Source organism: Mycobacterium sp. NGS34, from assembly GCF_059812845.1.
In genome coordinates, this window is the sequence record NZ_JCALDM010000010.1 from 151,124 (window position 1) to 175,680 (window position 24,557).

Annotated in this window: 9 protein-coding genes; 6 read left to right on the forward strand and 3 right to left on the reverse strand. The window is 70.2% G+C overall.

Annotated elements, in window-relative coordinates:
• Positions 1 to 67: 67 nt before the first annotated feature.
• Positions 68 to 1,030 carry a sulfotransferase gene (locus tag AC5Y7V_RS22915; RefSeq protein ID WP_499882315.1) on the forward strand — a complete coding sequence of 321 codons (963 nt, stop codon included), beginning with the start codon at positions 68 to 70 and terminating at the stop codon, positions 1,028 to 1,030.
• Positions 1,031 to 1,038: 8 nt separating this feature from the next.
• On the opposite strand, the gene AC5Y7V_RS22920 is transcribed toward AC5Y7V_RS22915, so the two are convergent.
• Positions 1,039 to 1,845: a class I SAM-dependent methyltransferase gene (locus AC5Y7V_RS22920; protein WP_499882316.1), complete on the reverse strand. Its 807-nt coding sequence runs from the start codon at positions 1,843 to 1,845 to the stop codon at positions 1,039 to 1,041.
• A gap of 672 nt (positions 1,846 to 2,517) precedes the next feature.
• On the opposite strand from AC5Y7V_RS22920, the gene AC5Y7V_RS22925 reads away from it, so the two are divergent.
• Genes AC5Y7V_RS22925 through AC5Y7V_RS22935 form a run of 3 tightly spaced genes read left to right on the forward strand, consistent with a single transcriptional unit; the run spans position 2,518 to position 19,899 of the window.
• The gene (locus AC5Y7V_RS22925) at positions 2,518 to 2,748 is read left to right on the forward strand and encodes an MbtH family protein (RefSeq protein WP_499882317.1); all 231 of its coding nucleotides are present in this window, start codon (positions 2,518 to 2,520) and stop codon (positions 2,746 to 2,748) included.
• Between the two features lie 5 nt (positions 2,749 to 2,753).
• Positions 2,754 to 7,310: an amino acid adenylation domain-containing protein gene (locus AC5Y7V_RS22930; RefSeq protein ID WP_499882318.1), complete on the forward strand. Its 4,557-nt coding sequence runs from the start codon at positions 2,754 to 2,756 to the stop codon at positions 7,308 to 7,310.
• Positions 7,297 to 19,899: a non-ribosomal peptide synthetase gene (locus AC5Y7V_RS22935; protein ID WP_499882319.1), complete on the forward strand. Its 12,603-nt coding sequence runs from the start codon at positions 7,297 to 7,299 to the stop codon at positions 19,897 to 19,899. Before AC5Y7V_RS22930 ends, AC5Y7V_RS22935 begins: the two co-directional genes overlap by 14 nt.
• A gap of 10 nt (positions 19,900 to 19,909) precedes the next feature.
• Here the strand turns inward: AC5Y7V_RS22935 and AC5Y7V_RS22940 are convergent, their stop codons facing one another.
• Both AC5Y7V_RS22940 and AC5Y7V_RS22945 read right to left on the reverse strand, forming a co-directional pair.
• Positions 19,910 to 20,584, reverse strand: a complete 675-nt coding sequence (locus AC5Y7V_RS22940) for a methyltransferase family protein (protein WP_499882320.1) — start codon at positions 20,582 to 20,584, stop codon at positions 19,910 to 19,912.
• A 175-nt stretch (positions 20,585 to 20,759) separates the two neighbouring features.
• Positions 20,760 to 21,041, reverse strand: coding sequence for a hypothetical protein (locus AC5Y7V_RS22945; protein WP_499882321.1), 282 nt, complete (start codon positions 21,039 to 21,041; stop codon positions 20,760 to 20,762).
• A gap of 867 nt (positions 21,042 to 21,908) precedes the next feature.
• On the opposite strand from AC5Y7V_RS22945, the gene AC5Y7V_RS22950 reads away from it, so the two are divergent.
• The gene (locus AC5Y7V_RS22950; RefSeq protein ID WP_499882322.1) at positions 21,909 to 23,357 is read left to right on the forward strand and encodes a PE family protein; all 1,449 of its coding nucleotides are present in this window, start codon (positions 21,909 to 21,911) and stop codon (positions 23,355 to 23,357) included.
• A gap of 36 nt (positions 23,358 to 23,393) precedes the next feature.
• Positions 23,394 to 24,551 carry an 8-amino-7-oxononanoate synthase gene (locus tag AC5Y7V_RS22955; protein ID WP_499882323.1) on the forward strand — a complete coding sequence of 386 codons (1,158 nt, stop codon included), beginning with the start codon at positions 23,394 to 23,396 and terminating at the stop codon, positions 24,549 to 24,551.
• Positions 24,552 to 24,557 lie beyond the last annotated feature (6 nt).

Sequence of the window (24,557 nt, forward strand, 5' to 3'; positions counted from 1 at the left end):
GGTCGACGAAGGACGCCCGCATTGAACCTCGCCGGACAGTCGCGAACTAGACGGGAGCATGCGGGACGTGGCCGTAGAACGCGAGCTCGTCAATGCCCGGGAAGGTAGGCGGCGGATTCTCGTTACCGGCGCACCCCGGTCCGGCACCACCTGGACCGGCCGGATGATCTCCCATGCGCCCGGTATGGGCTATATCCATGAGCCCTTCACCCCGGAAAACGGCGACTTGTGCGGCTTCGCCAACCCCATAAAAGTCAATTTCCAGTACATAACCGACGAGAATTCTCACCAATTCGACAGCTATCTTGAGAGTCTGGTCGATTTCAAGTACCCCATCCGGAAAAATCTTCTGCATGCCAAGAGCGCGCGGGAGGCGGCGCGAAGTCTGTTGGCTTTTGCGAATCTGTCCACGCACAGGTTGCGAAAAGACACGGCGGTCATGAAAGACCCGGTCGCCGTATTCTCCGCCCCGTGGCTGGCCCGGCGATTCGATATGAACGTCGTCGTCATGATCCGGCACCCCGCCGCGCTGTGTTCCAGCTTGAAGATTTTGAAATGGAAATTCAACTTCAACCACTTCCTGCGGCAACCGCAACTCATGCGCGAAACCAGGTTGGCGGATTTTGAATCGGAGATCCGCTATTTCGCCGCACACGACCAGGAAATCATCGCGGTGGGCGCCCTCTTGTGGAACTGCATCTACGCCGTCGTCAACGAGTACCGCACGCGCTATCCGGGGTGGCTATTCCTCAAGCACGAAGAATTGTCCATGGATCCCACGGGGAGTTTTCAAAAAATCTATGCGGCACTCGGCCTGGAATTCACGACCAGCGTCCAAACCGCCATCGAGGCCAGCTCGGGCGAGCAAAACCCTTCCGAACCGCAGCGGGGCGACGAATTCAGCATCAGGCGAAACAGCAAGGTGAACGTCTCGAACTGGAAGAGCCGGCTCAGCGACCGTGAAATTCTCACCGTCAAAGAGCTGACAAGCGACGTGTCGAGGCTCTTCTACTCCGACGTCGAGTGGTGATGTCGGCGCTAGGCGGCTTCGGTCCGCAATTGAGACCTCAGAATTCGGTATTCCAATAGGCCGGCCCGCATCTGCTCGTAGATCGCGGAGCCGGGCAGGGAGAGGAAGTTCGCGACGCGGGCATTCCGATCGCCGTACACCTCAGCCCAGGTATCGCTCGCTTGATCGCGCGACGCCAGCACGTTGGCGGTGATGTCCCGGTCGCTTTCGGTGACGAAGCCCGAGCGCTTCAGGCGCATTCTCACCTGGTCCCAATCCTCGGGGCTCAGGAAGTCGGTGTGCAGGAACCACGCTCCGGGTCGGCAGATCCTGCGGACTTCGCTCAGGAATTTCGGCAGGTTGCCGTATGAGTGTGAGGACTCCACGTTGACGACGGCGTCGCACGACGCGTCGGGCAGCGGGATGTTCAGCGCATCGCCGACCCGGAAGTCGATCGGGCGCTTTACGTGCGTCTTGCTGCAGAACGCGATCGCCTCGGAGGACATGTCGATGCCGATCACCTCGGCGCTGAACTTCTCCGCGACCAGCGCGGCGTTGCCGCCGCGTCCGCATCCGATTTCGACGACCGTGCGGTCGTTGAGGTCGACCGGTCCGATCACTTCGAACACCAACCGGACGGAGTTGGCGTTGAAAGTTCCCGGGCGAATGTCGAACACCGATTCGTCGTTGGAACCCAGCGGCGCGTACCCGTAATTGAGGAAAAAGGATGAATCGGCGACCCCGGCGTCCTCCAGGCGGCGGCTGAGCAAATTATAAAAGCTTTTCCACCCGCCGGCGGTCGTGGAGAGTAGGTCGTCGGCGAGGTGCTCCGACATTGCAACGGGTGAATTTTCCTTCGTTTCAACCTGCGCCGAAGGTTCGCTATGGCTGTCCATTTATGTCGCCCCAACCAGATCTGCTTTATTGTGGATATTTTGATTTGGAATACACCCTGTTCAACGTGCGCCCAATCAGGTTGCATGCTACACGACCGGCCGGCCCCCGCTAGGGGCTCAACCTTGGCCCGTCAGGCGTCGTGAATTCATGTCGTCGGGCGGCCGTCAGGGCGGCGCAATTCAGCGGCGGCTTGGGTCCGCACCGCTGAACGTGTCCCGACGAGAGGTAGTAGTTCCGGGGATCGCGCGAGCCTCCCGAGCCGGGCCCGGGAATTTTCCCTACCTATATATATATATGGGTGCGCTGGCGGCGGCGCTCGACGGTCGCGGCGGCCGCCGGTCCCGGCAGACGGCCATCTTCCTGCATGTTCTGCCCGCGGCGCCGGGGGGAGAGCGATGTCGGGGCCGGCAGGCGCCGGTCCACAGACCACGGGTAGGGCAGCTGGCGGCCAAACCGTACCAATAGTTCGTCTAGGCAACATTCCGGATGCGGTGGCGCTAGTAGATCCCCGCCTACCTCAAATTCCCCGAAGGCTTAGACAAGCTCTGTGGGGCTCCAGTATGGTTTAGAACTTGTTATACCCATGTCCAGTTAGACGGTCTGGAGACGCGGTGAGCACTAATCCGTTCGACGACGACGACGGCAGTTTTTTCGTCTTGGTCAACGACGAGGAACAACACAGCCTGTGGCCGGCGTTCGCCGACGTTCCGGCCGGCTGGCGGGTGGTGTACGGCGAAGCGGACCGCGCAGCGTGCCTGGACTACATCGAACAGAACTGGACCGATATACGGCCGAGAACTCTGCGTGAAAGGTTAGCGGCGGGACAGGGGTTTGATAGGTAATCCGGATGGAACTTGATGACCGGGCTCTCCCGCTGACGCGGGGACAGCTGGACATTTGGCTCGCGCAGGAAACGGGCCACTCCGGTACGGAGTGGCAGCTTGGCGTGCTTGTCCGATTCGACGGCACCGTGGACCGCGAGTTGCTTCAGCGGGCGATCCGTCACGCGATGCGGGAGGCCGAACCGGCCAGGGCCGCCGTCTTCGAGGTGGACGGCCAGGTCTTCCAGCGGGCGATCGATTACCCGGACTTCGAGGTCGCCTTCCACGATCTGAGCGACACGCGCCATCCCGTGCAGGAGGCACGCCGGATGGCGCTGTCGATCCAACGCACGCCAATGCCCGCGGGCGGTCCGCTGTTCAATTTTGCTTTATTCCAGACATGGTCGGACGAATTCTATTTGTTCGGGTGTTTCCACCACATGATCGTGGACGGCACCGGAATTACGCTCATCGCAAATCGGATTGCGACCGTGTACGCCGCAATTGTTGCGAACGAACCCATTCCCCCCGCTTTCTTCGGCTCATTGGCGGACTTGGTTCGCCTCGAGTCGGAATACGAAGCGTCCACGGATTACGCCGAAGATCAGGACTACTGGACCAGGAATCTGCCACCGGAAAGCGGGCCACAGAACGGGTTCCTCCCGGCCGCCGAGGAGGCGGAGCGGTCCCAGCCGTCCGCGCCGGTACGACTGGACCCCGTCGTGCTGCGCCGAGTTCAAGAACTCTCCGACGCGTGGAAGGTGCCCCGGTCGTCGGTCATCACCGCGGCCTGTGCCCTCTTGGTGCGCGGGTGGTGCGCCGACAGCTCAGAGGTGGTGCTCGAGTTCCCCGTCAGCCGTCGCGTGCGCCCGGAGTCGAAGACGCTCCCGGGAATGATTTCCGGCGTCGTGCCGCTGGTGCTGAGCGTTTCGCCGCGATCCACGGTCGCCGGCTTTTGCGAGTACGTCGACGCGCGCATCCGCGAGGCGCTGGACCATCAGCGATTCCCGGTGCACGCCCTCGAACGCAAGGCCGACCCGCGCGGGGCGCGGCCCGATCGGGTGAGCGTCAATTTCATGCCGTCGAAAATGACCATGGACTTCGCCGGTGTCGCGGCGTCGGCGTCGTTCACCAATCCCGTTCAGGTGGGCGCCTTCGCGTTGATGTTCTCCGGCGGCGGCGACCAGCTTTTCCTCAGCACCGCGGGCGCCGGGAGTCCGCTCGCGAAATTCGAGGTCGCCGAATTGGCGAAGCGGCTGGGCCGCGTGTTGGTGGCGATGACCGCCGACCCGGCGCGGCGGCTCTCGTCGATGGATCTGTTCGAGGACGCCGAGCTCGCCGGGCTCGACGGCTGGGGTAACCGCGCGGTGTTGAGCCGGCCGGCAACCGCTTCGCAGTCGATCCCGGCGATGTTCGCCGCGCAGGCCGCCCGCGCGCCGGAGGCGGTGGCGATCACGTTCGGGGAATCGTCGTGGACCTACCGACAGGTTGAACAGGGCGCCGACCGGTTGGCGCGGCTGCTGGCCGGGCACGGGGTGGGCCCGGGTCGGCGGGTGGCGCTGTTGTTGCCGCGGTCGGCCGAGGCGATCGTCGCGATCCTCGCGGTGCTCAAGACGGGGGCGGCGTACGTGCCGATCGACCCCGCAGTGCCGGCCGCCCGAATCGAGTTCATGCTCGACGATGCCGCGCCGGTCGCGGCGATCACCGCCGCCGGCCTGGCCGACCGGCTGGACGGGCGCGACCTGCTCATCGTCGACGTCGCCGAGCTCGCAAACCCCGCCGTCGGCCCCGAGTGCGGCACGGCGCTGCCGGTGCCGGAGCCGGACAACGTCGCCTACCTCATCTACACCTCCGGGACGACGGGTGTGCCCAAGGGCGTGGCCATCACCCACCACAACGTGACCCGGCTGCTGGAGTCCCTGGACGTCGAGCTGTCGCCGGGGCAGGTGTGGTCGCAGTGGCACTCGTTGGCCTTCGACGTCTCGGTGTGCGAGATCTGGGGCGCGTTGCTGTCCGGCGGGCGCCTCGTGGTGGTGCCCGAGTCGGTGGCGCGTTCGCCCGAAGATTTCCACGCGCTGCTGGCCAAGGAACAGGTCGAAGTCTTGAGCCAGACCCCGTCGGCGTTTTACGCGCTGCAAACCGCGGACGCGCTCGCGCCCGAGCTGGCACGTCAGCTCCAGCTCCGGGCGGTGATCTTCGCCGGCGAAGCGCTCGAACCGCAGCGGTTGCGGACCTGGCTGGACAACCACCCGGAAGCACCGCGGTTGCTCAACCTGTATGGCACCACCGAGACGACGGTGCATGCGTCGTTCCGGGAGATCTTCCCCGAAGATGTCGACAGCTCCGCCAGTCCCATCGGCGTGCCGTTGGGCCAGTACGCGTTCTTCGTGCTCGACGGGTGGATGCGGCAGGTGCCGGCCGGGGTGGTCGGCGAGTTGTACGTGGCCGGCGGCGGCGCCGGGTGCGGCTACTGGCGGCGACCGGGTTTGACGTCGACGCGGTTCGTGGCGTGCCCGTTCAGCGAGCCCGGGGCGCGCATGTACCGCACCGGGGACCTTGCGTGGTGGGGCGCCGACGGGCAGCTGCGGTATGTGGGTCGCGCCGACGAGCAGGTCAAGATCCGCGGCTTCCGCATCGAGCTGGGTGAGGTCCAAGCCGCCCTCGCCGACCTGGACGGCGTCGAGCAGGCCGTGGTGCTCGCGCGCGAGGACCGCCCCGGCGACAAGCGGCTGGTGGGCTACGTGACCGGGTCCACCGAGCCGGCCGCCGCGCGCGCCGCGCTGGCCGAGCGGTTGCCGGCGTACATGGTGCCGGCCGCGGTCGTGGTGATCGATGCGGTGCCGCTGACGGTCAACGGCAAACTCGACAAGCGGGCCCTGCCGGCGCCGGAGTATCAGGACGTCGACCGCTACCGGGCGCCGGGCAACGCGGTCGAGCAGATCCTGGCCGACATCTACGCGCAGGTCCTCGGGCTGGAGCGCGTCGGCGTCGACGAGTCGTTCTTCGAGCTCGGCGGGGACAGCATCCTGTCGATGCAGGTGGTGGCGCGTGCGCGGGCCGCCGGGGTGGTGTGCCGGCCCCGGGACATTTTCGTCGAGCAGACCGTCGCCCAGCTGGCCCGGGTGGCCGAAGTCGCCACCGGTGACGCCGATTTCGGCGACGACGGCGTGGGTCCGGTGGACGCGACACCGATCATGCGCTGGCTGCGCGGTGTCGAGGGGCCCGTCGATCAGTTCAACCAGACCGTGTCGGTGCAGGCCCCGGCGGGGGCGACGGAGGCCGACGTGGTGGCGGTGCTGCAGGCCGTGCTCGACCGGCACGCCACGCTGCGGCTGCGGGTCGAGGACGACGGCGCCGGCGGCTGGTCGCTGACCGTGCCGGAGGCCGCCTCCGTCGACGCCCGCCGATGCCTGGTCGCGGTGCCGGCGTTGTCCGACGAGGCGGTGGTCGAGGCGCGGTCGCGGCTGGATCCGGCGGCCGGGGTGATGCTCAGCGCGCTGTGGGTGGGTGACACCGGGCAGTTGGTGCTGATCGTTCACCACCTGGCCGTCGACGGGGTGTCGTGGCGGATCCTGCTCGAGGACCTCAACATCGCCTGGGCCCAGCATCGCGGTGGGCAGGAATTGGTGTTGCCAGCGCCCGGGACGTCGTTCGCCCAGTGGGCTTCGCTGTTGGCCGAGCACGCGTACCGCCCGGAGGTCGTCGCGCAGGCCGACGCCTGGCGCCAGATCGCGGCCGCGCCCGCGGCGCTGCCGCCGGTGCGTCCGGAGGCGGACACCTATGCGAGCGCCGGCAACCTGTCGGCGCAGCTGGATGCCGAGACCACCCGCGCGCTGCTCGACGAGGTGCCGGCGGCGTTCCACGCCGGGGTGCACGAGATCCTGTTGATCGGGTTCGCCCTGGCGATGGCGGAATTCGTGGGCAGCGGCGGCGCCCCGATCGTCATCGATGTGGAGGGTCACGGGCGCCAGGAGGAACTGGCGCCCCACGTCGACCTGTCCCGCACGGTCGGATGGTTCACCACCAAGTACCCGGTGTCGGTCGCGGTCGGCGACCTGGACTGGGCGCGGGTGGTGGCCGGCGACGCCAGGCTGGGTGCGGTCGTCAAAGACGCCAAGGAGCAACTACGCGCGCTGCCGGACGGCTTGACCTACGGGGCGTTGCGCTACCTGAACGCCGATGTCGACCTGGCCCCGTCCGACCCGCCGATCGGGTTCAACTACCTGGGCCGGCTCGGCGCGGCGGGCGAAGTGTCCGGCGACGTGTGGCGGCTCAGCCAGGGCGACTGGTCGGTGACCGACGTCGCCGCGGCCATCCCCATGCCGCTGATGCACACCGTGGAGCTCAACGCCAGCACGGTCGACACCGACACCGGACCACAGCTGCACGCCCGCTGGACCTGGGCGCCCTCCACGCTGAACCACGCGCAGATCACCCGGCTGAGCCGGCTGTGGTTCGACGCGTTGGCCGGCATCTGCGCGCACGTGCGCGGCGGCGGGGGCGGGTTGACGCCCTCCGACATCGCCGCCGGCCTGAGCCAGCAGCAAATCGACGAACTGCAGCGGCAATATGCGGATAGCTGACGTACTGCCACTGACCCCCTTGCAGCAGGGGCTGTGGTTCCATGCCATCACCGCCGAGGGCGGCGACGACGTCTATTCGGTGCAGCTGGAGATCGCGCTGAGCGGTCCGGTCGACCAGGACCGCCTGCGCGACGCGGTGCAGGCGGTGGTCACCCGCCACCCCAACCTGGCGGCCCGGTTCTCCGACAAGTTCGACCAGCCGGTGCAGATCATCCCGGCCGATCCCGTGGCGCCCTGGCGCTTCGTCGACCTGCGCGGGTGCGGCCCGGACCTCGACGAACAGATCCGGCAGGTGTGCGCGGCCGAACGCGCCGCGGTCTGCAATCTCACCAACCAGCCGGCCTTCCGCGCCGCGCTCATCGGCACCGCCGAGGATCAGCACCGGCTGGTGCTGACCAATCACCACATCGTGCTGGACGGCTGGTCGCTGCCGATCCTGGTGGGGGAGATCTTCGCCAGCTATCACGGGCAGTGGCTGCCCGCGGCGGCGAAGTATCGCAGCTACGTGACGTGGCTGACCGGTCGCGACCTGGATGCCGCCCGCGAGGCCTGGCGCGAGGTGCTGGCCGGATTCGACACCCCCACGTTGGTGGCCCCGGCCGGGCGGTTGGGCCTGGGGCCGCGGGGCGTCGCGTCGTTCCGGGTGCCCGAGCAGACCACGCGGGCGCTCGGCGAGCTGGCGCGTACCAGCCACACCACCGTCAGCACCGTGGTGCAGGCCGCGTGGGCCCAGCTGCTGATGTGGCTGACCGGCCGCCACGACGTCGCCTTCGGCACGACGGTCTCGGGACGGCCGCCCGAGGTGCCGGGCGCGGACTCGATGGTGGGCCTGTTCATCAACACGGTGCCGGTGCGGGCCAGCATCACGGCGAACACCACCACCGCCGACCTGCTCGATCAGCTGCAGAACGCCTACAGCCACACGATCGACCACCAGCACCTGGCGCTCAGCGAGATGCACCGCGTCACCGGCCAGGACCACCTGTTCGACACGATTTTCGTGTACGAGAACTACCCGCTGGACGCGGCCGCGCTGTCGGGCGGCCAAGGTGACCAAGGGTTGGCCATCACCGATTTCACCCACCGCGAGTACAACCACTACCCGCTCGCGGTCCAGGCCATGCCGGGCACCGAAATGGGTCTGCGGGTGGAATTCGACACGGGCGTGTTCGGCGCGGCCGAGATCGAGACGCTGATCGAGCGGTTCAAGCGGGTGCTGGCGGCGATGACGGCCGACCCGGGCCGGCGGTTGTCCTCGATGGACGTGCTCGACGCCGCCGAGCACGCGCAGCTCGAGAGGTGGGGGAATCGCGCGGGCTTGACCCAGCCAGTCGGCGTGCCGGTGTCTATTCCGGTGCTGTTCGGCGCGCAGGTGGCGCGCACACCCGAGGCGGTGGCGATCAGCGCGGGGGACCGTACGTGGACCTACCGCGAGGTCAAGCAGGCGGCCAACCGGCTGGCGCACCTGTTGGCCGACCAGGGTGTGGGTCCGGGGCAGCGCGTGGCGCTGCTGTTGCCGCGGTCGGCCGACGCGGTCGTCGCGATGTTGGCCGTGCTGAAAACCGGCGCGGCGTACGTGCCGATCGACCCGACGGTGCCGCCGGCCCGGATGGGGTTCGTGCTCGACGATGCGGCGCCGGTCGCGGTGATCACGACCGCCGGGCTGGCCGATCGGCTGGCCGGGCGCGACGTGGCGGTCATCGACATCAACGACCCCGCGATCGACGGCCAGCCCAGCACTCCGCTGCCGGCGCCGACCCCGGACGACATCGCCTACCTCATATACACGTCGGGCACGACCGGAACCCCCAAGGGCGTGGCGATCCCGCATCGCAACGTGACCCGGCTGCTGGAGACGCTGGACGTCGACCTGGAGCTGGCGGGCCAGGTGTGGTCGCAGTGCCACTCGCTGGCCTTCGACTTCTCGGTGTGGGAGATCTGGGGGGCGCTGCTCTACGGCGGCCGGCTGGTGATCGTGCCCGACGCGGTGGTGCGCTCGCCGCAGGACCTGCACGCCTTACTGGTGGCCGAAGAGGTCACCGTGTTGAGCCAGACCCCGTCGGCGTTCTATGCGCTGCAGACCGCCGACGCGGCGCAGCCCGAGCCGGAACCCCGCCTCAAGCTCGAGGCCGTGGTGTTCGGCGGCGAGGCGCTCGAACCGCAGCGGCTGCGGGGCTGGCTGGACAACCACCCGGGTCTGCCGCGGCTGATCAACATGTACGGCATCACCGAGACGACCGTGCACGCGTCGTTCCGGGAGATCGTCGCCGGCGACGTCGACAGCATCGCCAGCCCCATCGGCGTGCCGCTGGCCCATCTCGGATTTTTCGTCCTCGACGGGTGGCTGCGGCCGGTCCCGGCGGGCGTGGTGGGGGAGCTGTACGTGGCCGGGGCCGGGGTGGCGGACGGCTACGTGGGCCGGCCGGCGCTGAGCTCGACGCGGTTCGTGGCCTGCCCGTTCGGCGAGCCGGGACAGCGGATGTACCGCACCGGGGACCTGGTGTGGTGGGGCGCCGACGGGCAGCTGCGGTACGTGGGGCGCGCCGACAAGCAGGTCAAGATCCGCGGGTATCGCATCGAACTCGGCGAAATCCAGGCGGCGCTGGGCGCGCTGGACGGCGTCAAGCAGGCGGCGGTGATCGCCCGCGAGGACCGGCCCGGGGACAAGCGGCTGGTGGGCTACGTCACCGGCCCCACCGATCCGGTGTCGTTCGCGGCGTCGGCGCGCGCGGCGCTGGCCGAGCGGCTCCCGGCGTACATGGTGCCGGCCGCGGTGATGGTGATCGAGGCGCTGCCGCTGACGGTCAACGGCAAACTCGACACCCGGGCCCTGCCCGCGCCCGAATACCAGGATGGCGGCCCCTATCGCGCCCCGACCAACGCGGTCGAGGAGCTGCTGGCCGGCATCTACGCGCAGGTGCTGGGCGTGCAGCCGCCGCGACTGGTCGGGGTCGACGAGTCGTTCTTCGACCTCGGCGGGGATTCGCTGTCGGCCGTGCGCCTGATCGCCGCGGTCAACAGCGGCCTGGACGCCGGTCTGTCGGTGCGCACGCTGTTCGAGGCGCCCACGGTCGCCCAGTTGGCGACGCGGATCGGCGGGGACGACGCCCGGTTGGAGCCGCTGGCATCTTGGTCCGCCGTGGAGCGGCCCGCGGTGATCCCGCTGTCGTTCGCCCAGAGCCGGCTGTGGTTCATCGACCAGTTCCAGGGCCCGTCGACGATCTACAACATGGCGGTCGCCCTGCGGCTACGCGGGCGGATGGACGCCTTCGAAGAGGACGCGTTGGGCGCGGCGCTGGCCGACGTGGTGGCCAGGCAGGAGAGCCTGCGCACGCTGTTCGCCGCACACGACGGCGTCCCGCGCCAGCTGATCGTGCCGCCCGATCGGGCCGACTTCGGTTGGTCCGTCGTCGACGCCACCGGCTGGCCGGAGAGCCGGCTGGCCGAGGCCCTCGACGAGGTGGCCCATCACCCGTTCGACCTGGCGGCCGAGATCCCCATGCGGGCAAGGCTTTTCCGGGTCGCCGACGACGAACACGTGCTGGTGGCCGTGGTGCACCACATCGCCGCCGACGGTGCGTCGATCGCCCCGCTGGTGCGCGATCTCGGGGTGGCCTACGCGAGCCGGCGGGTGGGGCAACCACCCGACTGGGCCGACCTGGCGGTGCAGTACGCGGACTACACGCTGTGGCAGCGCGCGCAGCTCGGCGATCTCGGCGACAGCGACAGCCGCATCGCCGCGCAGCTGGCCTACTGGCAGGAGGCGCTGGCCGGAATGCCGGAGCACCTGCAGCTGCCCACCGACCGGCCCTACCCGCCGGTCGCGGACTACCGCGGCGCGAGCGTGTCGGTGGACTGGCCCGCCGAGCTGCAGCGGGAGGTCACCCGGGTGGCCCGGGAACACAACGCCACCAGTTTCATGGTGATGCAGGCCGCCATGGCCGTGTTGCTGGCCAAGCTCAGCGCGAGTTCCGATGTGTCCGTAGGGTTTCCGATCGCCGGGCGCGGGGACCCGGCGCTGGACGAACTGGTCGGCTTCTTCGTCAACACCCTGGTGTTGCGGGTTGATCTGGCCGGTGATCCCAGCGTCGCCGAGCTGCTCGCTCAGGTGCGGGCGCGCAGCCTATCCGCATACGAGCACCAGGACGTGCCCTTCGAGGTGCTCGTCGAAAGGCTCAACCCGACCCGAAGCCTGACGCACCACCCGCTGGTCCAGGTGATGCTGGCCTGGCAGGGCGGGCAGGGGCAGGGCCCGACCGGCTTGGCCCTGGGTGGGTTGCAGGCCACGCCGCTGCCGCTGGACACCCGGACGGCCCGCACCGACCTGGCTTTCTCCCTCGGTGAGACGTGGACCGACGACGGTGAGCCCGCCGGGATCGCCGGGGCGGTGGAATTCCGTACCGACGTCTTCGACGCCGCCAGCATCGAAACGCTGGTCGAGCGGCTCAAGCGGGTGTTGGCCGCCATGACGGCGGATCCGGGGCGCCGGCTGTCGTCGGTGGATCTGCTCGACGAGGCCGAGCACGCCCGCCTCGACGAGGTCGGCAACCGCGCGGTGCTGACGCGGCGGGACCCGGCGGTGTCGGTGCCCGAGCTGTTCGCCGCGCAGGTGGCCCGCGCCCCCGAGGCGCCGGCGGTGACCTTCGGGGACCGGTCGATGACCTACCGGGAACTCGACGAGGCCGCCAACCGGTTCGCGCACTTGCTGTCCGGCCATGGCGTCGGCCCCGGTGCGTGCGTCGCCTTGCTGATGGAGAGGTCGGCCCAGGCCGTCATGGCCATGCTGGCGGTGCTGAAGACCGGGGCGGCCTACCTGGCGATCGACCCGGCGCTTCCGGCGGCCCGGGTCGACTTCATGCTGGGCGACGCCGCGCCCGTCGCCGCGGTCACCACCGCCGGCCTGGCCGACCGGCTGGCCGGGCGGGACCTGACGGTCATCGACATCGACGACCCCGCCGTCGAAAACCAGCCCACCACCGCGCCGCCGGCGCCGTCGGCCGACGACGTCGCCTACCTGATCTACACGTCGGGAACCACCGGAACACCCAAGGGCGTGGCCATCGCCCACCGCAACCTGGCGCACCTGGCGCCGTCGACGCCCACGTCGCTGCCGACGGCCCAGGTGTGGACACAATGCCATTCGTATGCCTTCGACTTCTCGGTGTGGGAGATCTGGGCCGCGCTGCTCGGCGGGGGGCGGCTGGTGGTGGTGCCGCAGTCGGTCGTCGTCTCGCCGGACGATTTCCACGACCTGCTGGCCCGTGAACGGGTCAACGTGCTCACCCAAACCCCGTCGGCGGTGGCCGCCCTGTCCCCGCAGGGGCTGGAGGCCGAGGCGTTGCTGCTCGGCGGCGAGGCGTGCTCGGCCGAGGTGGTGGACCAATGGGCGCCCGGGCGGGTGGTGATCAACGCCTACGGGCCCACCGAGGCCACGGTGTACGCCTCGATGAGCGCGCCGCTGCGGGCGGGGACCGGGGCGGCCCCGATCGGCGGGCCGGTGTCGACGGCGGCGCTGTTCGTCCTGGACGAGTCGTTGCGCCGGGTGCCGGCCGGCGTCGTCGGGGAACTCTATGTGGCCGGTCGGGGCGTGGGCGTCGGGTACGTCGGCCGGACGGGGCTGACCGCGTCGCGCTTCGTGGCCTGCCCGTTCGCCGGCGCGGACGCGCCCGGGACGCGCATGTACCGCACCGGCGACCTGGTGCGGTGGCGCGCGGACGGCCAGCTGCAATACCTGGGCCGCGCCGATGAGCAGGTCAAGATCCGCGGCTATCGCGTCGAACCGGGCGAAGTCCGGGCCGCGCTGGCCGCGTGCGACGGCGTCGAGCAGGCGGTGGTGGTCGCCCGCGAGGACCGTCCCGGCGACAAGCGCCTCGTCGGATACATCACCGGGACCGCGGACCCGGCCGCGGTGCGATCGGCGCTGGCCGAGCGGCTGCCCGCCTACCTGGTTCCCGCCGCGGTGGTGGCGTTGGCGGCGCTGCCGTTGACGGTCAACGGCAAGCTCGACACCCGGGCCTTGCCCGCGCCGGACTACGAGGCCACCGACCGTTACCGCGCACCGACCACCCCGACCGAGGAGATCCTGGCCGGCATCTATGCCCAGGTGCTGGGCGTGGAGCGGGTCGGGGTGGACGACTCGTTCTTCGACCTGGGCGGGGATTCGCTGTCGGCGATGCGTCTGGTCGCCGCGATCAACAGCGGCCTGGGCGCCGCCGTCGCGGTGCGCGCCGTGTTCGAGGCGCCCAGCGTGGCCCAGTTGGCGACGCGCATCCACGGCGGCGAGGGCGTGCTTGAGCCGTTGGTGGCCGGACCGCGGCCCGCGGTGGTGCCCCTGTCCTTCGCGCAGAACCGCTTGTGGTTCATCGACCAGCTGCAGGGCCCGTCGCCGGTGTACAACCTGGCGGTCGCGCTGCGACTGCGCGGGCCGCTGGACGCCGACGCGTTCTGCGCGGCCCTGGCCGACGTGGTGGGCCGCCACGAAAGCCTGCGCACGCTGTTCACCGCCCCCGACGGAATACCGCAGCAGCTGGTGCTGCCCGCCGAGCGGGCCGACTTCGGTTGGGGCGTGGTCGACGCGACCGGGTGGTCGCCGGGCCGGCTGCAGGAGGCCATCGAGGAGACCGCGCGGCACAGCTTTGATCTAGCCGCCGAGATCCCTTTGCGCGCAAAGCTTTTCCGTGTCGCCGACGACGAGCACGTGCTGGTCGCCCTGGTGCATCACATCGCCGCCGACGGCCTGTCGATCCCCCCGCTGGTGCGTGACATCGCCGTGGCCTATGCCAGCCGCTGTGTGGGGCAGGCCCCCGATTGGACGCCGCTGCCGGTGCAGTACATCGATTACACGCTGTGGCAGCGCGCGCAATTCGGCGATCTCACCGATCCCGACAGCCCGATCGCCGCGCAGCTGGAGTACTGGCAGCAGGCGCTGGCGGGGATGCCCGAGCGGCTCGGCCTGCCCACCGACCGGCCCTACCCGCCGGTGGCCGACCAACGGGGCGCCAGCGTGGCGGTGCGCCTGCCCGTCGAGTTGCAGCGGCAGGTCGTGCGGGTGGCCCGCGAACACAACGCGACCAATTTCATGGTGATGCAGGCGGCGCTGGCGGTGCTGCTGGCCAAGCTCAGCGCGAGTTCCGATGTGGCGGTGGGGTTCCCGATCGGAGGGCGCCGCGACCCCGCGCTCGACGAGTTGGTCGGTTTCTTCGTCAACACGTTGGTGTTGCGCGTGGACGTGACCGGCGACCCGACCGTCGCCGACCTGCTGGCCCAGGTGCGGGCGCGCAGCCTGGCCGCCTACGAGCACCAGGACGTGCCCTTCGAAGTGGTCGTCGAGCGGCTGAACCCCACCCGATCGCTCACGCACCACCCGCTCGTACAGGTGATGCTGGCCTGGCGGACCCTGCACGACACCACCGGCGACCCCACCGCCCGGTTCGCGTCGGGGGAGCTGGAGCTCACCCAGATGCCGGTGGATACCGGCACCGCCCGCATGGACCTGGCCTTTGCGCTGGAAGAACACCTGGACGCGGACGGCGAGCCGGCCGGCATCGGCGGGGTGGTGGAATTTCGCACCGACGTGTTCGACGCGGCCAGCATCGAAACCCTGCTCGAGCGATTCCAGCGCGTGCTGGCCGAGATGACCGCCGACCCGGCCCGGCGGGTGTCGTCGATCGGCGTGCTCGACGACGTCGAGCGCACCCGGCTGGCGGACTGGGGCAACCGGGCGGCGCTGACCGAGCCGGTGAGCCCGCCGGTGTCGATTCCGCAGCTGTTCGCCGCGCAGGTGGCCCGGGTGCCCGACGCGGCGGCGGTGACCTGCGAGGGTCGCTCGCTGACCTACCGCGAGCTCGACGAGGCGGCAAACCGGTTGGCGCACCGGCTGTCCGGCGGCGGCGTGGGGCCGGGCCGGCGCGTGGCGCTGCTGCTGCCCCGTTCGGCCGACGCGATCGTGGCGATCCTGGCGGTGGTGAAGACCGGGGCGGCGTACGTGCCGATCGACCCGGCGGTGCCGGAGGCCCGGATGCAGTTCGTGCTCGGCGATGCCGCGCCGATCGCCGCGATCACCACCGCGGAGTACCGCCCGCGGCTGGCCGGACGCGACCTGCTGATCATCGACGTCCAAGACGCCGCGGATGCCGCCGGTGAGCCCGCCGCCGGCGCCGCACCGTCGGTGGCCTGCCCAGACGACGTCGCCTACATCATCTACACGTCGGGCACCACCGGAACCCCGAAGGGCGTGGCGGTCCCGCATCGCAACGTGACCCGGCTGCTTGCGACGCTGGCCGGTGACATGGACCTCCCGGGTCGGGTGTGGACGCAGTGCCACTCGTTGGCGTTCGACTTCTCGGTGTGGGAGATCTGGGGCGCGCTGCTCTACGGCGGCCGCGTGGTGGTGGTGCCCGACTCGGTGGTGCGCTCGCCCGAAGACCTGCACGCGCTGCTGGTGGCCGAACGGGTCAGCGTCCTGAGCCAGACCCCGTCGGCGTTCTACGCCCTGCAGGCCGCCGACGCGCTGCAGCCCGAGCTGGGCTCTCAGCTGGAGCTGGAGGCCGTGGTGTTCGGCGGCGAGGCGCTCGAACCGCAGCGGCTGCGCGCGTGGTTGGAGAGCCACCCGGCCCGGCCCCGGTTGATCAACATGTACGGCATCACCGAGACGACGGTGCACGCCTCGTTCCGCGAGATCGTCGCCGACGACGTCGACGTCGCCGTGAGCCCGATCGGCGTGCCGCTGGCCCACCTCGGGTTCTTCGTGCTCGACGGCTCGTTGCAGCCGGTGCCGCCCGGCGTGGTCGGGGAGTTGTACGTCGCCGGCGCCGGGTTGGCGCACGGCTACATCGGCCGCGCGGGTTTGACCGGGACGCGGTTCGTCGCGTGCCCGTTCGGCGGGCCGGGTGAGCGCATGTACCGCACCGGGGACCTGATGTGCTGGGGCGCCGACGGTCAGCTGCGGTACATGGGCCGCGCCGACGAGCAGGTCAAGATCCGCGGCTACCGCATCGAGCTGGGTGAGGTCCAGGCGACGCTGAACGGCCTGGACGGCGTCGAGCAGGCGGTGGTGATCGCCCGCGAGGACCGCCCCGGCGACAAGCGCCTGGTGGGGTACGTGACCGGGCCGGTGGACCTGGCCGAGGTGCGCGCCGCGCTGGCCGATCGCCTGCCGGCGTACATGGTTCCGGCCGCCGTGGTGGCGTTGGACGCGCTGCCGCTGACGGTCAACGGCAAGCTCGACACCCGCGCGCTGCCTGCCCCGGAGTATCAGGACGTCGACCACTACCGCGCCCCGGCCGATGCGGTCGAGGAGATCCTGGCCGGCATCTACGCCCAGGTGCTGGGGCTGGAGCGGGTCGGGGTCGAGGAGTCGTTCTTCGAGCTCGGCGGGGACAGCATCCTGTCGATGCAGGTGGTGGCGCGGGCGCGCGCCGCCGGCGTGGTGTGCCGGCCGCGCGACATCTTCGTCGAGCAGACCGTGGCAAAGCTGGCCCGGGTCGCCGGGGTGGTCGCCGACGACGCCGAGGTGATCGACGAGGGCGTCGGCCCGGTGGTGGCGACCCCGATCATGCGCTGGCTGGAGAGCGTCGACGGCCCGGTGGACGAGTTCAACCAGACCGTGCTGGTGCAGGCCCCGGTGGGGGTGACCTCGTCCGACGTGGTTGCCGTGCTGCAGGCCCTGCTCGACCGGCACGCGACGTTGCGGCTGCGCGTCGACAGCAACGACACGGACGGCGCCGACGGGTGGTCGGTGACGGTGCCCGAGCCCGGTTCGGTGGACGCGCGCGGGTGCCTGCAGACGGTGGACGTGCTCTCCGACGACGCGGTTTTGGCGGCCCGGTCGCGGCTGGACCCGGCCGCCGGCGTGATGCTGAGCGCGCTGTGGGCGGCCCCCACCGGCCAGTTGCTGCTGATCGTTCACCACCTGGCGGTCGACGGGGTGTCGTGGCGGATCCTGCTCGAGGACCTCAACCTGGCGTGGGCCCAGCACCGCGGCGGGCAGCAGGTGGTGTTGCCGGCGCCGAGGACGTCGTTCGCCCGGTGGGCCGCGCTGCTGGCCGAATACGCCCACCGCTCCGAGGTGGTGCGGCTCGCGCCCGCGTGGCGGCAGATCGCCGCGTTGCCCGCGCAGTTGCCGGCGGTGCAGCCGGCGGTGGACACCTACGCGACCGCCGGGAACCTGTCGGTGGAGCTGGACGCCGAGACCACCCGGATGCTGCTCGGTGAGGTCCCGGCGGCGTTCCACGCCGGGATCCACGAAATCCTGCTGATCGCATTCGCTTTGGCGTGCGCCGAGTTCCTGGGGACCGGCGCGCCCGTCGTGATCGACGCGGAGGGGCACGGGCGCCAGGAGGAGCTGGACCCCTATATCGACCTGTCGCGCACGGTCGGATGGTTCACCACCAAGTATCCGGTGGCGCTCGCGGTGGGCGGGCTGGACTGGGCGCAGGTCCTGGCCGGCGACGCGGGGCTCGGGGCGGTCATCAAAGACGCCAAAGAGCAGCTTCGGGCCCTGCCGGACGGCCTGACCTATGGCGTGCTGCGCTACCTGAACGGCGACGTCGACCTGGACGGCGCCGACCCCACGATCGGGTTCAACTACCTGGGGCGGCTGGGCGCCGCGGCGACCGAGGTGTCCGGCGACATCTGGGAGATCCGCCAGGACGGCTGGTCGGTGACGGGCGTCGCCGCGGCGACCCCCATGCCGCTGATGCACACCGTGGAGCTCAACGCCGGCACCCTGGACGCCGAGACCGGTCCGCGCCTGCGGGCGGGCTGGACGTGGGCGCCGTCGGCCCTGGATCAGTCGCAGGTCAGCCGGCTCAGCCGGCTGTGGTTCGACGCGCTGGCCGGCATCTGCGCGCACGTGCGGGGCGGTGGCGGCGGGTTGACGCCGTCGGACATCGCGCCCGCGCGGTTGACCCAGCTGCAGATCGACGAGCTCGCGCGCCAGTACCGCATCGCCGACGTGCTGCCGCTGACCCCCCTGCAGCAGGGGCTGCTGTTTCACGCCAGCACCGCCCAGGGCGGCGACGACGTGTACGCGGTGCAGCTCGACGTCGCGCTCAGTGGCCGGCTCGACCAGCACCGCCTGCGCGACGCCGTGCACACGGTCGTCGCCCGCCACCCCAACCTGGCGGCCCGCTTCAGCGCGCGGTTCGACCAGCCGGTGCAGATCATCCCGGCCGATCCCGTGGTGCCCTGGCGCTATGTCGACCTCACCGAGGGCGATGTCGACGTCGATGAGCAGATCCAGCAGGTCTGCGCCGCCGAACGCGCGGCGGTCTACGACCTGGCCGACCACCCGGCCCTGCGGGTCGCCCTCATCCGCACCGCGGAAGACCGGCACCGGTTTGTGCTGACGAACCACCACATCGTGCTGGACGGGTGGTCGCTGCCGATCCTGCTGGGCGAGTTGTTCGCCAGCTACTACGGGCAACGGCTGCCCGCGGCGGGGTCGTATCGCAGGTTCGTGTCCTGGCTGGCCGGTCGAGACCTCGACGCCGCCCGCGCGGTGTGGCGGGAGATGTTCGCCGGCTTTGAAGCCCCCACCCTGGTCGGGCCGCCGGATTGGTTCGGGCTGGGCCGGCGCGGCGTCGCATCGTTCCGCGTTTCCGAAGAGACCACACGGGCGCTGGGCGAGTTGGCGCGCTCGCGCCACACCACCGTGAGCACCGTCCTGCAGGCCGCCTGGGCGCAGCTACTGACGTGGCTGACCGGTCAGCGCGACGTCGCCTTCGGCGCCGTGGTCTCGGGACGGCCCGCCGAGGTGCCGGGCGCCGACTCGATGGTGGGCCTGTTCATCAACACGGTGCCGGTGCGGGCGACCATCACGCGGGAGACCACCGCCACCGACCTGCTTGATCAACTGCAAGGCGACCACAACCGCACGCTGGACCACCAGCACCTGGCGCTGAGCGAGGTGCACCGTGTCACCGGCCACGGAAGGCTCTTCGACACCGTTTTCGTGTACGAGAACTACCCGGCCGACGCTGCGGCGTTGTCGGGGACGGACGGGTTGGCCGTCACCGAGATCAGCAACCGCGACTACTACCACTACCCGCTGACCGTCCAGGCGGTGCCGGGCCGCGAATTGGAGCTGCACGTCCAATTCCGCGCGGACGTCTTCGACCCGGCCGACATCGAGGCACTGATCGAGCGCTTCAGGGAGACGTTGGTCGCCATGACCACCGACCCGGCGCGACCCTTGTCGTCGGTCGATCTTCAGGACGAGGGCAAGCACGCGCGCGCGGACAGGTCGAACAACCACGCGCCGGCGGTCCAGCCGGCGGTGTCGGGACCCCGGCACCACCACCACAACGGCGACGGTCACCACGCCCCGACCAGCCTGGTCGAGCAGATCTTGACCGGCATCTACACGCAGGTGCTCGGCGTGGACCGCGTCGGAGTCGACGAGTCGTTCTTCGACCTCGGCGGGGATTCCCTCGCCGCGATGCGGGCCACCGCCACGATCAACACGGCCCTCGACGCCAACCTCGAGGTGACCGCCCTATTCGAGGCCCCGTCCGTCCGGCGCCTGAGTCAGCGGTTGGGCGGGCATGCGCGCTCGGTGGAAGAAGTTCCGGTCATCCCGGACCTGTAGAACCGCGCGGCTACCACATGGACGGCACGAGGCGGTAGCGAACCTTCTGCGTGTATTCGCGGTAGCCGTCCAGCTCCTTTTGGAGCAGCTTCTCCTCGTCGCGGATGCGTGAGGCCAGCACGAGCAGGCCGGGGACGACGAAAACCAGTCCCCAGTAAGAACCGAGCGCCAGGGGGATGCCGACCATCATGATCACGTTGCCGGTGTACATCGGGTGCCGGACCAGCCCGTAGAGGCCGCTGGAGACGACCTTTTGGTCCGCCTGCACCTGGACGGTCGCCGAGGCGTAGCTGTTCTGAATGATCACCATCGCGACCACACCCAGACCGATGGCGACCAGAACGTCTCCGACCACGCAGATCGCCGTCGGCACCGGCGACCAGCCGAAGCGATGGTCAAGGGCGCTGACCACGACCATCGCCGCCAGCGACGCGTACAAGCCGGCGATGATCACCCGCTGCGCCATCCGGCCCTCGGCCGCCGGCCCGCCACGCATCCGGGCCTCGAGCGCGGCGGGATTCACCCGCAACAAGTACACGGCGGGGATCCAGGCCGCGACGCCGACCACTACCAGAAAAACCCATGCCTGCCAGTAATTGAATGTGCCCGCCGGGAAAAACAGCATCGTGCCGAACATGACGAACTCGACAACAGCGAAGACCAGCATCTTGGGAATGGTTTTCACCCATACTCCTTCGTCCGTCCGCACGGCACGCAAATAGCGCGGCCTTCGCGCCGGCGGGCACGCCGGCGGCACAGACTGAAACTACCGTCGCCTACCCGGCGGATGTGGGCGAATGTGACATTGCCTCGCACGAGGCCCGGCGATCGTGCCGAAGTGGCGGCGAAGGCTTATGGGATTAAGGGCGCAGGTGCTCCTGCGCGACCCGCAGCAGCGCAAAATCCGTCTTCGGCGGCAGTACGGGCGCGCATTCGCGGGGCGTGTCTTGGCAGGAACCGCCGCGCCGCAGCTTCTCGATCGCGCCGAGCACCTGGCGACCTACCGACATCTGGTACTCGCGCAGATACTGCACCCGGCGCGGGTCGTCCTCCGCCAAGTGGTGGGTGAGCGGGTGCTGCGTCTTCCAGACCGCGTCCTGCGCCGCTTCCCCTACGGCGATCAGAAAGTCGTCCTCGTCCATGCTCCCCCGATCGCGCATCACGCATCCAGTATCGGTAATTCTCCATCTGAGAGCGGGTTTTAGCAATTTTTGTCACGGCATTTCGTTATTAAACATCCGTCTAGTGAGAATGGATCCAGTAAACATTTTCACGTTGACAACTATCGACCGAAAATGAAGGCACGTCCGGACGTTACGAACTGATCGCCCTGCATAACATGGCATCTGGTACCGACCCCGGCGGGCAGAAGGGTGGATGGTACGAGTCCTCCGGCTCCGGGAGGGCAAATTCCTTTTTCGGGCCGCCGAATTGCCCCTGACGCAAATTCTGATTTTCACTTCGTTTGCCCACAGTGACGCCGGCGGGGACCGGTAATTCGACCTCACCAGCCCGAACCGGAGGCGAAGAGGCGAGCGCGGGGGAGCCGGGGAAATTGCGGGTGGCCGGTTTTCGCGGCGCCGGCGACCCGACGCGAAATCGGGCCGGACGGCCTTCGCCGCGCCGACGTGGCGGCCCGCCGGACGCGCGGCGCGGCACCGGCGCGTATTCGCGACTTTCGCCTTGACGCTCGAAGATACGCAAAGTTGGGAATGCCGCGACTGATCGTGATTTAGGATCGATTGAGGCGGAATCAGATGAATGACGTTATGTGTGCCGATCATGACCGGTGTTGGCAACGGTGACCGCGGTGGGTGGCGAGCGCGGGCGCCCGGGACGTCGGATGATCTCCGTTCCCGGTCCGCCGCCGCGGGTGCGAAACGCGTTGGACCAAATCTCGTGAAACGTTGTAAGGCACGTGTGCAACGGGATACGTTTTCACTTTGGTCAGTGGATTGTGATCGTCGTGTGCAGGCCTGCGAGCCCGAGGCGGTCTTCGGAGGTCAGCCATGTCGTATCTGATCGCGGCGCCGGACGCGCTCGCGGCGGTGGCGGCGAAGGTGGCGAGTATCGGCTCGTCGGTCAGCGCCGCGAACGCGGCGGCGGCGACCCCGACCACCGGTTTGGTTGCTGCCGCCGGCGACGAGGTTTCGGCCGCGGTCGCGTCGGTGTTCTCCGACGCCGCGAAGGAGTTTCAGGCGCTCAGCGCCCAAGTGGCGGGGTTCAATGCCCAGTTCGTCCAGGCCCTGACGGGGTCGGGCGGGGCGTACGCGGCGGCCGAGGCGACCAACGCGGCCAGCATCTCGCCGTACTCGATCTTCGCGCCGATTTGGAACGCGGTGGCTGACGCCTCCGGGCCGGCGCCGCCGCCCAGGACGGACGTCCTGGGGACAGTGATGTACGAGCTGAACCAGACCAGCCAGCAGCTGGTGGGGGCCCCGCTGTTTTTCAACGGCGCCGATGGGACGCAGACCAGCCCGAACGGCCAGAACGCCGGCTTGTTGCTCGGCAATGGCGGCAAGGGCTGGGATTCCACCCTCGCCGGCGTGGCCGGCGGTAACGGCGGGCAGGCCGGGATCTTCGGCAACGGGGGCGCCGGGGGCCTGGGCGGCGCCGGGGCGGCCGGGGGTAACGGCGGGGCGGCCATCTGGGGCGGTAACGGCGGGGCCGGCGGCGCCGGCGGCGCCTCCCTCACCTCCGGGATCAACGGCGGTAACGGCGGGACCGGCGGGCCCGGTGGGTTCCTGTCGGGTGTCGGCGGCGTCGGGGGGGCCGGCGGGAACGCAACCGACGCGACCGGCGGCACCGGCGGAGCCGGCGGCAACACAGGCTTCCTCGGCGGCGCCGAACTGGGCGTGGGCGTTCCGCAGGGCGGCACCGGCGGCGCCGGCGGCCTGAGCCTCACCGGCCAGGGCGGCGACGGCGGGGCCGGCGGAGCCGGCTTCGGGTTGGGCGGCACCGGCGGGGCCGGCGGCCAGGGCGCCAGCGGCGGCAACGGCGGCGCGGGCGGCGTCGCGTTCAACCTGGGGTGGGGAACCGCCATCGGCGGCACCGGTGGCGAGGGTGGCATCGGTACGGTCGGCGCCGGGGGGAACGGCGGCCACGGCGGCGGCGCGATCATGGGGCCCTACAACTTCACCGTCGACACCTTCAACGGCCTGGCGATCTACCCGCCCGACTGGGGTACCGCCACCGGCGGGCTCGGCGGCACCGGCGGCTTCGGCGTCACGGTCGGCGGTACCGGCGGGACGGGCGGCACCGCGCAAAACTACTTGGCCACGGGGCATTCCATCGGCGGCACCGGCGGCACCGGCGGCGGCGGTGCCACCGGCGGCAACGGCGGCAACGGCGGCAACGTCTTCTCGATCACTCCGGGCAATACCACCGTTGGGACCGGTGGCGCGGCCGGCGGGACCGGCGGGAGCCCCGGCAACCCCGGGCAGGTCATCACACCGTAGCGACGGCCGATGCCGCCCCCCGTAGGCTGAACGCCCATGAACGCCTTCCCGCGGGCACCGATCGAGACGTCGCCGCTGGCCTGGCTGGACGCGGTAGAGGGGCAGCGCCGCGAGGCCGGGCTGCGTCGCTCGCTTCGCCCGCGCCCCGCCGTCACGACCGAGCTGGACCTGGCGTCCAACGACTACCTCGGTTTGTCCCAGCACCCCGACGTGATCGAGGGCGGCGTTGCGGCGCTGCGCATGTGGGGCGCCGGGGCCACCGGCTCTCGGCTGGTCACCGGCGACACCGAGCTGCACCAGGAATTCGAGTCCGAGCTCGCCGACTTCGTCGGCGCCGCCTCGGGCCTGCTGTTCTCCTCCGGATACACCGCCAACCTGGGGGCCGTCGTCGGCCTGTCCGGCCCCGGTTCGCTGCTGGTGTCCGACGCCCTCTCGCACGCCTCGCTGGTGGACGCGTGCCGGCTGTCGCGCGCCCGGGTGCGGGTGACGCCGCACCGCGACGTGGCCGCCGTGGACGCGGCCCTGGGCTCCCGCGACGAGGAGCGCGCCGTCGTCATCACCGACTCCGTCTTCAGCGCCGACGGCTCGCTGGCCCCCGTGCGCGAACTGCACGAGGTGTGCCGCCGCCACCGCGCGCTGCTCATCGTCGACGAGGCGCACGGCCTCGGCGTGCGCGGCGGCGGGCGCGGGCTGCTGCACGAGCTCGGCCTGGCGGGCGCGCCCGACGTCGTGATGACCACGACGCTGTCCAAGGCGCTCGGCAGCCAGGGCGGGGTGGTGCTCGGCCCGACGGCGGTGCGCGCCCACCTGATCGACGCGGCCCGCCCGTTCATCTTCGACACCGGCCTGGCCCCGGCGGCGGTCGGCGCCGCCCGGGCCGCGCTGCGCGTGCTGCGGGTCGAGGCCTGGCGGCCGGATGCGGTGCTGCGCCACGCCCGCTTCCTGGCCGAAACGTGCGACGTGCCGGACGTACCGCAGTCGGCTGTCGTGTCGGTGATCCTGGGCGACCCGGAGGTGGCGCTGGCCGCCGCCAACGCCTGCCTCGACGCCGGCGTCAAGGTCGGCTGCTTCCGGCCGCCCACGGTGCCCGCGGGGACGTCGCGGCTGCGCCTGTCCGCGCGCGCGTCGTTGGACGCCGACGACCTCGAGACGGCGCGCCGGGTGCTGACGGACGTGCTCGCGGGACGTGTTTAAGGCGCG